This window comes from Halobacteriovorax sp. BALOs_7 (assembly GCF_003612895.1).
Classification (GTDB): domain Bacteria; phylum Bdellovibrionota; class Bacteriovoracia; order Bacteriovoracales; family Bacteriovoracaceae; genus Halobacteriovorax_A; species Halobacteriovorax_A vibrionivorans.
Window position 1 is genome coordinate 2239929 of the sequence record NZ_CP027772.1, and the last position, 12943, is coordinate 2252871.

At 33.9% G+C, this 12943-nt stretch carries 12 protein-coding genes; 6 read left to right on the forward strand and 6 right to left on the reverse strand.

The annotated features are described in order from the left end of the window. Positions 1-91 precede the first annotated feature (91 nt). From BALOs_RS10695 to BALOs_RS10710, 4 genes are read left to right on the forward strand one after another with little or no spacing between them, the layout of a single operon-like run. Positions 92-1474, forward strand: coding sequence for a TIGR01777 family oxidoreductase (locus BALOs_RS10695; protein ID WP_120405161.1), 1383 nt, complete (start codon positions 92-94; stop codon positions 1472-1474). Between the two features lie 28 nt (positions 1475-1502). Continuing rightward, on the forward strand, positions 1503-2036 hold the full coding sequence (locus tag BALOs_RS10700; RefSeq protein ID WP_114705207.1) for a lipocalin family protein: 534 nt from the start codon (positions 1503-1505) through the stop codon (positions 2034-2036). 19 nt (positions 2037-2055) lie between these two features. Then, on the forward strand, positions 2056-3015 hold the full coding sequence (locus BALOs_RS10705) for a DUF523 and DUF1722 domain-containing protein (protein ID WP_120405162.1): 960 nt from the start codon (positions 2056-2058) through the stop codon (positions 3013-3015). A 1-nt stretch (position 3016) separates the two neighbouring features. Continuing rightward, on the forward strand, positions 3017-4321 hold the full coding sequence (locus BALOs_RS10710; RefSeq protein WP_120405163.1) for a deoxyribodipyrimidine photo-lyase: 1305 nt from the start codon (positions 3017-3019) through the stop codon (positions 4319-4321). A 185-nt stretch (positions 4322-4506) separates the two neighbouring features. On the opposite strand, the gene BALOs_RS10715 is transcribed toward BALOs_RS10710, so the two are convergent. The 5 genes from BALOs_RS10715 to BALOs_RS10735 all read right to left on the reverse strand — a co-directional run bounded on the left by BALOs_RS10715 (position 4507) and on the right by BALOs_RS10735 (position 9606). Continuing rightward, complete coding sequence (locus BALOs_RS10715; RefSeq protein WP_120405164.1) at positions 4507-4908, reverse strand: hypothetical protein; 402 nt, start codon at positions 4906-4908, stop codon at positions 4507-4509. Between the two features lie 80 nt (positions 4909-4988). Then, complete coding sequence (locus tag BALOs_RS10720) at positions 4989-6383, reverse strand: HAMP domain-containing sensor histidine kinase (protein ID WP_120405165.1); 1395 nt, start codon at positions 6381-6383, stop codon at positions 4989-4991. Positions 6384-6522: 139 nt separating this feature from the next. Further along, positions 6523-6972, reverse strand: coding sequence for a hypothetical protein (locus BALOs_RS10725; protein WP_120405166.1), 450 nt, complete (start codon positions 6970-6972; stop codon positions 6523-6525). Between the two features lie 93 nt (positions 6973-7065). After that, positions 7066-8469 carry an ATP-binding protein gene (locus BALOs_RS10730; RefSeq protein WP_120405167.1) on the reverse strand — a complete coding sequence of 468 codons (1404 nt, stop codon included), beginning with the start codon at positions 8467-8469 and terminating at the stop codon, positions 7066-7068. 132 nt (positions 8470-8601) lie between these two features. After that, complete coding sequence (locus tag BALOs_RS10735) at positions 8602-9606, reverse strand: HAMP domain-containing sensor histidine kinase (RefSeq protein ID WP_158536715.1); 1005 nt, start codon at positions 9604-9606, stop codon at positions 8602-8604. A 628-nt stretch (positions 9607-10234) separates the two neighbouring features. Here BALOs_RS10735 and BALOs_RS10740 point away from each other — a divergent pair. Both BALOs_RS10740 and BALOs_RS10745 read left to right on the forward strand, forming a co-directional pair. Then, entirely contained in the window at positions 10235-11392 is a 1158-nt protein-coding gene (locus BALOs_RS10740; RefSeq protein WP_120405168.1) for a phosphatase PAP2 family protein, read from the forward strand. Positions 11393-11411: 19 nt separating this feature from the next. Beyond that, positions 11412-12356 carry a hypothetical protein gene (locus BALOs_RS10745; protein ID WP_120405169.1) on the forward strand — a complete coding sequence of 315 codons (945 nt, stop codon included), beginning with the start codon at positions 11412-11414 and terminating at the stop codon, positions 12354-12356. Here BALOs_RS10745 and BALOs_RS10750 read toward each other — a convergent pair. Then, positions 12353-12919 (reverse strand): GNAT family N-acetyltransferase, encoded by a 567-nt coding sequence (locus BALOs_RS10750; protein ID WP_120405170.1) that lies wholly within the window; start codon positions 12917-12919, stop codon positions 12353-12355. The two genes, BALOs_RS10745 and BALOs_RS10750, sit on opposite strands and share 4 nt — an antisense overlap. Between the last annotated feature and the right edge of the window lie 24 nt (positions 12920-12943).

Below are 12943 nucleotides of genomic sequence, written 5' to 3' on the forward strand. Positions count from 1 at the left end.
ATATTTTACAAATTCTTGTTCAATTGTTGTATATTATATTATATATACAAAACATATACAAGAGTTATTTCTTGTATACTCAGGAGGAAAAATGAGCATACTTATCACTGGAGCAACTGGATTGATTGGCCAAGAGTTAGTTTACGCTCTAGCTAAAGCAGGCCATGAAGACATAAGAGTACTAACTCGAAATACAGCTAAGGCCGCAAAGCAATTCACAATTCCTCTCTCATTTTTCGAATGGGATCCAAATGCGAACAAGATCGATGAATCTGCTCTGGAAGGTGTTGAAACAATTATTCATCTTGCAGGTGAGAATATCGGAGGCGGCCGTTGGTCCGAGAAACAAAAAGAGAAAATATTAAACTCTCGAACACAAAGTACTAAACTCTTAGTTGATACAATTAATAATAATCAAGTTTCATTAAAGAAGTTTATCACGGCCAGTGCTATTGGAATTTATGGAACACAAAGTGAAAAGAATCCTCCGGCGCTAAAAGAAGACGCTTCATACGGTGATGATTTTCTGGCCAAGGTATGCAAGGCCTGGGAAGACGAAACTGATAAATTAAATAATAAAGAGATTCTTATAAATCATGTAAGAACAGGTATCGTTTTGGCCAACAACGGTGGTGCTCTTCAAAAAATGCTTCCAGCTTTTAAACTTGGAGTTGCGGGAAAACTGGGCAGTGGTAATCAATTTATGAGCTGGATCCACATTAAGGACCTAGTAAGTATTTATCTTCACCTAGTGGAAAACCAAGTTAATCAAGTTGCCATTAATGCAACAGCTCCAAGACCAGTAAGTAATAAAGAATTCACATCAACTCTAGGAAGCGTTGTTAAAAGACCAACGATTCTTCCTGCACCAGGATTTGCATTAAAAATAATTCTAGGAGAGATGTCTACCCTCTTATTAGATGGTCAAAATGTAATCCCATCATATTTAAATGAAAATAAATTTCAATTTCAATTTCCTAACTTAAAAGATGCTTTGGAGGATCTTGTGGGTTTGGAAAAAAAGTTCTCACAGGTTCAATGGGTTGAAAGGCCAGTTGAGAATGTCTTTAATTTCTTTAGTAACGAAAAAAACCTAGAAACAATCACACCAGATTCCATCGGGTTTAAAGTACTAGATATGAATACTCCAGAGATTACAAAGGGTACTATAATCGATTACCGCTTAAGTATTTATGGTATTCCTCTTAAGTGGAAATCAGAAATTTTACACTTTGTTAAAGGTAAGGAATTTGTCGATAAACAATTAGAAGGTCCTTATAACAAATGGGTACATACACATGGTTTTATACCATATAAGAATGGAACACTCTTAACTGATGAGGTCTTATATAAGGTTCCTCTCGGTGCCCTTGGGGATCTCTTTGCCGGTGCCTTTGTTAGGAGTGATGTTAAGAAAATTTTTAAATTTCGTAGTCAAAAATTAGATAAAATTTTTGATGAAGTTAATAAGTAGTTAATCTAAAATTAAGAAGGAGAAGAAGATGAAGAAGCTCGTGTTATTTTTTTCAATGTTAATGTGCTCGGTTGCACTATCTAGCTCAAGCTTACCGCTAGATACAGTTGATTATGTTGATCTCGATCGATACCTAGGAAAGTGGTATGAGATTGCACGTTTTGATCAAAGCTTTCAAAAAGGCTGTACTGCTGTTGAAGCCAATTACAGTCTTAGAAAAGATGGAGATATTAAAGTTATAAATACGTGTCGTGTTGGTTCTCCTGATGGTGAATACAAAGAAGCTGAAGCAAGAGCTTGGGTTGTTGATGAAGAAACAAATGCAAAGTTAAAAGTACAATTCTTTTTAAGAGGGATTAAGCTTCCTATTTTTGCAGGTAATTACTGGATTCTTGAACTTGATGAAGACTATCAATATGCAATGGTTGGAGACAAGTCGAGAAAATACCTATGGATTCTTTCACGTACTAAAGAGTTAGATGAGAAAATCTATCTTGAACTAGTAGCAAAAGCGAAAGATCTACACTTTGATGTTAGTAAACTTTTAAAGACTCAACAATAAGGTTGAGATTGGATAAATTATGAAACGACAAAAACCTCTCATTGCTATAAGCTCATGCCTTTTAGGTGAAAATATTCGCTACAATGGTGGCCATTGTCGTGAGAATTGGATTTATTCAGAATTATCTAAATTTGTTGATTTTCACCCAGTCTGTCCAGAACTTGCGATGGGACTGGGTGTTCCAAGAGAAGAAATTCATCTCTTTCGCACCACTAGAAAAGATAATGAAGTAAAGCTGCGCTCAAAGTTCACAAAAGAAGAGCTTACTCAGACAGCTTATATTACATATGAGTCAATCGAAGATGATTTAAAGAACTTAGATATCGACGGCCATATATTTACGAGGAAGTCTCCTACTTGCGGCCCAGATAACGTAAAGACCATTACATTAGATGATCCAAATTATGTGAATAAATCAACTGGTTTATATGCAGGATTCATTATGGATCAATTCCCTAACCTTCCTTATATCGATAATGGAAGAATTAAAAATATTGAACTACGAGAAAACTTTGTAAAAAAGATATTTTCACACTTTCGTTTTAAACAACTAAATGGAACGATGAGGGACTTACAATTATTTCATCAGATGCATAAATATGCCATCATGGAACATAATCAAGAGAATATGAGAACTCTCGGTCGTATTGCTGCTAACCATGAAGGTTTACCAGCACAAAAAGTTTACCAAATATACTTTAAGTTATTTATGGAAACGATTTCAATTCTTCCAACTCGTAAGAATAGACTAAATGCTTGCTATCATGTCTTTGGATATTTTAAGAATGATTTAGGAGCAGGAGAAAAGAAAGCCTTGTTAAACTTAATGGAAGATTATCAAAATGGTGTTTCAAATTACCTCACAATAAACTCGTTTCTAAACGTATTAACAGAGGCACATCAAAAGGCATATTTACAAGACCAATATATCTTTGAACCGTACCCAAAAGAATTAAAGCTATTAAAAGATATTGCATAATATGAGTTCTAAGAAAGTTAATATATTCTGGTTTCGTCGAGACCTTCGATTAAAAGATAATCGCGGCCTTCTTCATGCACTACAATCACAGAAAGAAGTCCTGCCTATATTTATCTTTGATACAAATATTTTGTCGAAGTTAGAAGATGAAAATGATCTTAGAGTAAGTTTCATTCATGATGCAATAACTGACCTCAAAGAAGAATTAAACAATCTTGGAAGTGACCTACTTGTCTTAACGGGTGATCCCCTTACTGAATACAAAAAGCTTATAAAAGAATATAATATCGAAGAAGTCTATACAAATGAAGACTACGAACCATATGCGATTAAAAGAGACAAAGCAATTGCTTCTTTTTTAGAAAAAGAAAACATTAGTTTTCACCAATATAAAGATCACTGTATTTTTGCTAAAGACGATATTTTAAAAGATGATGGCAAACCATATGTAGTCTACACTCCTTACAAAAATAAATGGCTGGCAGAATTAAGGCCAAAAGACATTGCGACCCTTGAAACACATAAATACTTTGATAATTTTAAGAACTTTAAGGCAGAAACCTTACCAACGTTAGAAGATCTAGGTTTTATCTATAATGAGAAAGCTGATGAACAAGTAAAAACGATTAAAGGTCGAATAATTGATGACTATGACAAGAACCGTGATATTCCAGCTCTCGATGCGACATCAAAACTAGGTATCCATTTAAGATTTGGAACCATATCTCCTCGTAAATGTGCACAAGTAGGATATAAGAAAAATGATACATGGTTAAGTGAACTAATCTGGAGAGAGTTTTTCATTCAAATCCTCTATCACTTCCCTCATGTCGAGAATGCTCCATTTAGAGAGAAATATAAAAGTATAAAATGGAAGAATAATAAAAAAGAATTCAAGAAGTGGTGTGAAGGAAAAACAGGCTTCCCAATAGTTGATGCAGGAATGAGAGAATTAAATGAAACGGGCTATATGCATAACCGAGTTCGTATGATTGCAGCTTCTTTTTTAGTTAAGGATCTTCTCATTGACTGGCGCTGGGGCGAGAAATACTTTGCTCGCAAATTAAATGACTTTGAACTTGCTTCTAATAATGGAAATTGGCAATGGGTGGCAGGAACTGGTTGTGATGCTGCCCCATACTTTCGAATTTTTAATCCCTATACACAGCAAAAGAAATTTGATCCAGATTTTGAATATATAAAGAAATGGATTCCAGAATACGGAACTGATAAATACCCTGATGAAATAGTCGATCACAAAATTGCATATCACGAAACCATCAGGGTATATAAAGAATGTAATTAATCAATCTTACAACTGATATTACTCATCACTTTCTTGTACTTAGGTTATAGGAAGACAAATTAAGCTAAATATAATTATCCTGACATTCTGACTTTTTATAAGTCAGACCAATTAAAATTTAATAAGTATTGGAAAATATAAAAGAAAAGGCCCAATAAATGGGCCTAAAAGTTATTTGAGAATTTCTAATTTTTAAGACATGTCTCAATCTTACGAGTTACAGTGAAGTCTGACCCGTAGTCATCGCTTAGGTTATATGTCGTTTCAATATAGTCTTTTAAACGATAATCATCTTGAACCTTTACTTCACAGCTAAGTAATTCAATACGATCATGAGCTCCTTGATAATAACGGCCATTCATATCAAAAGAAGCTTGCTCAATTTGAGCACATACTTCATTTACATTACCGACAAAGCAAAATTGTCTTTCTCTCTTTGTATCGTTTACATCATAATTGAAGCTAGAATCACTGAAACCAATAACTGTCCCTAATTGAGCATCATTAGTGATAATAAAAGTTGATTGTGGCTGATGTGCAAATACAGAAAAAGCACTCAGTAGAATAATAGATTTTAAGATATTCATATTAAGCTCCCTAATATTACAAAATATTTAGCCTATCAGTAACACAGCATGCCTAAGAATAAAATAATATAAATGAAACCCTAAAAATTTATCACGAATGTGGTATTTTCTGAATCTTCCTCAACCAGAAGTTGATATCCTGAGTTTTCAATGATTTGCTTTGTGATGGCCAAGCCTACACCAAAGCCTGAGCCGTCCTTCTTTGTAGTCTTACCCATTTCAAAGATATTCTTTAACTGATCCCTTGGAATCCCATTTCCAGAGTCTACAATCTTAATAAACCGCTGACTTGATGAAGTAATGACCTTTATCCAAGGTGTATCTGTTGTTTTTATCTCTTCAAGTGAGTTCTTTATCAAGTTAACTAAACACAAGCTTAGCTCTGTTTCATTGCCATCTATATCAAAATCATCAATCTCAAGCTCTACTTTCACCTTATCCTTATCAATCTTTTCTTGTACGAGATCAATTGCTTCCATTGTGACATCTGAGATTTTGATTCTCTCTTTGTGAGAATCATAATTCTTCTTAAAGATATTCATGTAGAGGTCAGTAACTTCCAGAATCTTTGCAATATGTTTACGGAGTTTTTCTGTATATCGGCGTTGATCTTCTAATAATTCTTTTTCTAAACGATTATTTGCCGTATTTAAGACAAAGAGATGATTTCTAATATCATGAGCAATACTAGCTGAGGCAAAGCCAAATTGGGCAACTTTAGAGAGCTTAACCATATCTTTTTCAAGGTTATACATCTTTGTAAAAGCCAAATCCTGGTAATAAATATTAAATCGCATGGATTCAAAAACGTAGCCCAGATAATAGATAGGAACGAGATAACCAATTGTTTCTGTCCCTATAGATGTATCCCATATCGATGCAAATAAAGTAACAATTAATCCCATTTTAAAAAGATACTCGTCCTTGTTTCGTCTATTTAATTCCTTCCAAACGACGATAGTAGAATAGAGAATAACGACTAATCCCATAACACCTGTTAGAACAACTAAAAGACTGGGATAGATTTGTAGATTTAATGCTTTTGTAAAAAGTGTTGATGGTGGAATTTCCCGAGGCTTAAATATCAAATCAACAGAAGTGAAGAGGTAGAGAAAACCTCCAATGACAACATAGACCGAATGGGCCACACAAAAGAACTTAGAAAACCAAAGCTTTTTAAGATCATATCCAAAAAAACCCTCTATCGCCTTTAGGTAACAATAATAAGTCCAATATGCGAAGAACCAATACGTAATTAAGAGGAAATTAGAAAGTTTAGGATCTGAGACATGAGTATTTACAGCAATTAAGACGGCATAAGCTCCGGCCGAAAGACACATAAGAATAGGCCAGAAAGCCTTCACATTTAAGTGCTTCCGATAAGTATAGGCACCAATTGAAGCTTGGTATAGAAAATATGAAAATGCGAAGATAGTTACATACCGAGTAACTACAATATATTCATCAACACTCATAATATAAAATATACATTATTTAGGCTAATTAAACACTTAAAATATAGAAATACTTTAAAAAATTATCTGAAGCTTAACTAATTTAACAAAAAAGGGAGCTTATACGCTCCCTTAATTACCTAAAAAATTTTACTAAATTTTATAGCTTACAAGTGAAACTAAAGTCGTATTTTTTGAATAAAAAGCAGCGAAATGTCTCTCTAATAGTGACTGAATCTCCATTTAGAGTTATTGTTTTCTTGTAACCACTTTCTCCTCCATAACTTCCACAAGCATCACCTCCTGGGCGATTAGAGTCCTCAGAAACAAGTAGCGTGTTAGCATCGACAAGCTCAGCTGAGTCAGAAAAAGCATGGGCCACAGGGGTAAAATAATATCCAGTGTTTCTAAAATAAATACTTGTTGATTGTGTATCTTTTAGAATTTCAATTTGGCATTCACCTGTTCCTCTTTCATTTGTATTAGAAGACACTCGTCCTTCTTGTCCGTCAAGCTTTTCGAGGCTCTTAAGGAAACTTGAGACATTACCGGCTGCGAATAAATTAGACGAAGCCATAACTAGGATTAGGGGTAAAACAAATGATTTCATATAGTGCTCCTGAGTGATTTTTGAATTTAATAGTCAATACAAGAAACTTCATGAGATTGCACGAAGGTATGTAATTACTTTAGGACCACAACATTAAAATAAGACCTCAAAAGTAGTATTCTTAGAATCTTTTAATAGACCTAATTGAAATCCAGAACGCTTAAGAAGTGCCTTTGTGATAGCAAGCCCAACCCCATGACCACCAACAGCCTTCTTAGTAGAATATCCAAAATTAAATATTTCGGAAGCAATTTCATTAGAAATTCCTTGACCACAATCAGTAACACAGATACTTCTCTTGCTTGCATAGGTATGAACTTGGACCCATGGAGACTGATACTTATCAACACAAGAGACTTCTTCAAGGGCATTCTTTAATAAATTAACAATACTAATAGTTATCTCTGTTTCATTACAATTAATTGAAAAATCTTCGATATCTACAATTAGCACAACATTAGAATTTTGGAACTTTTGAGCGACGAGCTCAATGGCCTCGTCAACGATCTTCTTTACAGAGACGCTATTCTTTTCATTTGCATTATTCTTATCAAAAACATTCATATATAGATCTGTGATCTCTGAAACTTTATTAATGTGTTTATTTAAGGATTTATAATTCTTCTGTGGGTCCTCTTCTCTTCCTTTAATAAGTTTATCAATTCCTATTTTAAGAACAAATATATGATTTCTAATATCATGAGCGATACTTGCAGCAGCAAATCCAAATTGAGCAATTCGAGAAAGTCTTACAACCTCATTTTCTAAATTGAATAATTTACGATACACCTTTCTTTGAAAATATAGATTAAAACGTACTGCTTCAAATGCATTACCGAAATAATACAGAGGAAGAATTGCCCCTGAGATTTCAAGTCCCAATGCAGTATCATTTAAAACAGCGAGAAAAGTTACAATAATTCCAAGCTTTAGTAGAACTTCATTTCTTTTTAATCGATTTAATTCAATCCAAATGACAATACATGTATAGAGTACAACTAAAGCACCGAGACCTCCTAATATTTTACCATATATATTTGGAGAAACATTAAAGTGCATTGTCTGAGCAAAGAGATTGGACTTGACGTAGTTGTGCTCATCAAAAAGAAAGTTGTGATTAAAAAGCAGTGTCGATATGGCACAAACAATCTGAACACTAACTAGAAACACACAATATAGCTTCGCAAACTCAAGCTTCTTTATACGTCTTTTTAAATAAACTTCTATGGTTCTTATGTAACTGTAAAAAGACGAATAAGCACAAACCCAGAAGATCATTAAAAGAAAATCTGATAACTTTTGATTAATGAAATGAGTATTGAAAGCAAAAACAAAGCAATATGCCGCAGTCGTCAAACACATGACCATTGGCCATAAAGCTTCTCTTTCTTTGAGCTGTGTATAATTAACTAAACTTGCAAAAAGTTGGTAGATAAAAAACGAAAACACAAAAGTCGTTAAATAACGCGTGAATGCGATATATAGGTCTAGATCCACCGACCTTCTCCAAAGATTAATTAATAAAATTGATAAATAGTTTATATCGATACACTCTAATAAAGCAAAAAGTAAACTATCTTAACAAATAAATATTTTCAAATACTTATCTAATTAATTTTAAAAATTATCTCAACAATTGATAGAGAACGTCGTATTTTTACAACCTTTCTCAAGTTTTAAAGAAAAGCCGGAGCGCTGCAACAATTCATTTGTTATGGCCAGCCCTACTCCATGACCTCCAGATTTCTTTCCTGTATAGCCAAACTTGAAGATTTGTTCTGCTTGTTTTTGATCGATCCCATCGCCACTATCTACTACAAGTATCTTATTTTTTTCAATATCACTTTTAAGCAAAACCCAAGGATTGTCCTTCTTTTCTTTAACCTCTTCTAAAGAGTTTTTTATAAGATTAACGAGGCAAATTACCATTTCTGCTTTATTACAAAATATTTTAAAATTTTTAGTTTCTTCTAAAAATCGAACATTAGTATTTTCAAACTTTGGTAAGATTAGTCCCCTAACATCTTTTAAAATCTCATTAAAGTCTAATTCTTCTTTTTGAGAACTAATATTATTCTTAAAAATATTCATATATAGATCGGTGATTTCTAATATACCCTCATTATACTTTTTTAAATCTTCATAAACCTTATCAGTTGTCGAATATCGTCCTTTTATTAGTTTATCAACTTTAACTTTCATTACGAAAACATGATTCTTGATATCATGTGCAATACTAGCCGCTGCATATCCAAACTGAGCGACTTTAGATAAGTGAACTACTTCTGACTCGAGGTTGTACATCTTACTATGGGCCTTTTTAAGAAAGTGTAAATTAAACCGTAGAGCCTCAAAGGCATTAGCAAAATAATAAATAGGAATCAAGCTTCCTGAAACTTCTAAGCTTATAAAAGTATCATTCAATACAACGAGAATATTAAATATAACACCTATTCTCAGTAAGTATTCCTCAAGATTTCGTTTCGAAATTTCTCTCCAGATAACAAAGCTAACATAAAAGACGCAAAGAGCTGCACTGCCTCCGACTAGGTTTCCTATCAAATTTGGTGAGATTGCGATATTCGTCGATTGATAAAAGAGGCTATCTTTTATTTGTGACTGGGGTGAAAACATAAAGCTATAATCAAAAAAAGCGTAAGAAATAAGAGAAAGAATCTGAAAGATGCCCAGAGAGAGGATATACACTTTGATATACTTTATCATCTTAATGGAGCTTCCAAAAAAAGCCTCTATAGCATGCATATAGGCGTAAAAAGCACAAAAAGCAAAAATCCAAAGACTATTTAAAATAATGTTTGAGTTTTTTATGTCTAGTACATGAGTATTTATAGTAAAGAAAAGGCAGTAAAAGGCTGAAGCAACTGACATCAAAGTATACCATAAAGTCGAGCGGTCTTTTAAATTGTAATAATTTAAAAAGCCACTTATTGAGTGGTAAACAAAGAATGAAAAGAAGAAAATCGTAGTATAACGAGTTATATTCGTATACGTTATAATATCCACAACATACCTTTTTCTAGTTTAGTTAAATGTCCATTATGATAAAAACACTATCATACGACAAATAAATACTATTACGAATAGTATAACTGTAGCTTAAAACAACTTTAAGTGCCTAATATTACAGGCTTATTTTTTGTATACTTTGTAAAATCCTTCTTAAGACTGTCCAATTTTTGATCTGCAATGTGAATATTACATAAATAAACATATTTTAACCGTTTTCTCTATATTAGAAATTATGAAAACATTAAAAATAACAAAAAGTTTAATTCTATCGACTCTTCTCATGGGGCAATTTGCCCAAGCAGATAAGTTTAATGATGAGATTTTTTTTCAAAAAGACATATATCAAACTGTCTATGAAAGTGATTGTGAATGGCGCTATGAAGGTTGTGTCACAGTTGATGAAAACGAGTTAGATCTTCGCTCAAATGCCAAGCATATGCTTGATGAAATCTATAGTTGTAAGAATACGATACAAGGCTGTAGTGAAGAAGAACAAAAGAATATCGACAGAATGGAAGGAATTAAGGGACGAATTGGAAACAAGGCCATTTATGGTGGAATGTCCCCACAAGAGTTCTCAAATTACCTTCGTAAATTTGATTCATCTAATAATAAGAAAGGATATTTCATACCACTAGGTTTAAGTGATAAAGAGCTTCTAATGCTAGCAGCTTCCACTTCACTTGGACTTGTTATGTTTGGCTCTGACCAAGAAACAATGGACTTTGTCCAAGATCATAAGAATGGCTTTACTGAAAAACTCGTCTACCCAACAAATAATCACGACAAAATGATCCTTGGAGGAGCAGCCGCCGGATCATACTTTTTAGGTGTTGTTATAAAAGATGGAAAACTTAAAAAGGCAGGACTCTATGTTTTAACGAGTCAAATTGCTACTCAGATTGTAACGGAAGCATTCAAGAAAGGCTTTGGGCGACAAAGACCAAATGCTGACCAAGGGCCATATGCTTTTGGAACAACTGGAAAGTCATTCTTTTCAGGTCATTCTTCGGGAGCTTGGTCATTTGCAACAGTTTTTGCAGAAATTTATAAAGATAATAAAGTCGTTCCATATTTAGCTTACGGTGTGGCCGCTCTAACATCTTATGGACGCCTACACGATAGAAAACACTGGCTATCAGATGTATTTGCAGGAGCGATTGCTGGACATCTAATAACAAAGCTTGTTATTAGAATGCACGAAGGCGATGATTCAAATGGTGGACTAATGGTCTTTCCTTCTTGGAATCGTGAAACAGGAACTTTCATGGTCAACTTTGAATGGAGACCTAGAAGTAATACAAAAACTGAATTCAAATGTAAGAAATTACCTGAGGGAAAAGATAGAATTCGTGCTTGTATTTATGAAGCATTTTTAAGATCGCAATAAAATAAAATTGGAGAAATCTATGAAACTCAAATCCCTTGCACTTATTCTCTTAATAGGAGTTAGTGCACACTCTCAAGCAGCTCGTCTCTGGGCCTCAATCCCCTTTATAAGAGGAGCAGACCTGTGTGCATACAAACAGGCTTATTCTCAAACACGTTCTGAATATATGCGTGAAATGACAGGATTAGCATCTCAGCTTATGCAATCTGGAGCAAAGGGAGATGAAGCCTTGGATCTTCTTGTTACTTTCGATGCTCTATATGACAAGAATGTGCGCCTTGCTACACAGTATAAGTATATGGATGTAACTCTAGAAAATACTCTTAAAGCATATTTTGATAGCTATTATCGTAATTTTCCAGTAGTTAATCGTAAGTTAGAATTCGTCCATATGAATAATATTCGCTACATTATGGACTCTATAAATAATGGACAACGTCCAGGTTGGATTCCAAATAATGCAGGAGCTTTAGTAGACTATATGGCTTATGGATCTTATTCATATGCACCAAATTGCCGTGGCGGAATTCAGGTCACACTTACTCTAGTAAGTTCTGATGGGTCGACGAAAACATATCAAGGACAAGGACAACCATCTGTTGTTATGTCTCAAATTGCCTCTACAATGTTTGAAGATTTTCAAAGAACAAAGTTTCCAGCAACGGTACAAATAGGACGTCGCAATCTTACAATTATAGGAACACATAACGGATCAGTAGGTCGAGCGACTTCAATGAGACAAGCAGAAAGAGCCTGTGACAATATTTATGCAAGACTTCCTAATGCAAATGAACTAGAAGCTATTGATGCTTATGGTGATTGGAATGGAGGTGTTTCAATTGGACAAACGGTTTGGGCCATTAGTGGTGGAAAAGTTTATCATCCAGGTCTTATGAATCCAACACCAGTAAGAAACCCATGGTCAGTAAATACTAAGGTGTATTCTTATTATTGTGTTCGCTAAATTTTAAATAACTTCTTAATATCTGCGTCGGGCCTAATCTGTCCGGCGCGATAATCCATGACCTTTTTTCTCTTCTCATTAAAATAGTGGTGTAAATGTATCAAGACACCAAACTTATCATCTAGCTCCATTTTTGAAATTAAAAAGCCAGCTTTAAGTTTAGGTATAATAACAGAATTATTCGTAGCACAGTGGCGAGAATAGACCATTTGAAATCCTTCCGCTTCTAGAATGGCCAGACACTTGTCTAAGATGGCCCCATAAATACCTTGTCTTCGATATTGTGGAAGTACTGCTGAATTACACATATAAAATGTTGTACTACTTTCTTGATATCCCCAACTCCAGCCAAGAAAGTTCCCCTCTTTATCAAAGGCGGCCAAACATAACTTAAAAGGTTCTCCTAAATTTTCTTGGAGTCTTTTTACATTTGAAAGTTCTGTTTCAGACAGAATATCCCATAGTACATAACTATGATCATCTTCAAAAACATCGTTCTTATACTCATAATAGTATTTATTAAAGTCTTGCGAATTTAAGATTTGAATATCTATTTCTTTCATAGAAATAGTTTAGCTCTTAGAAAT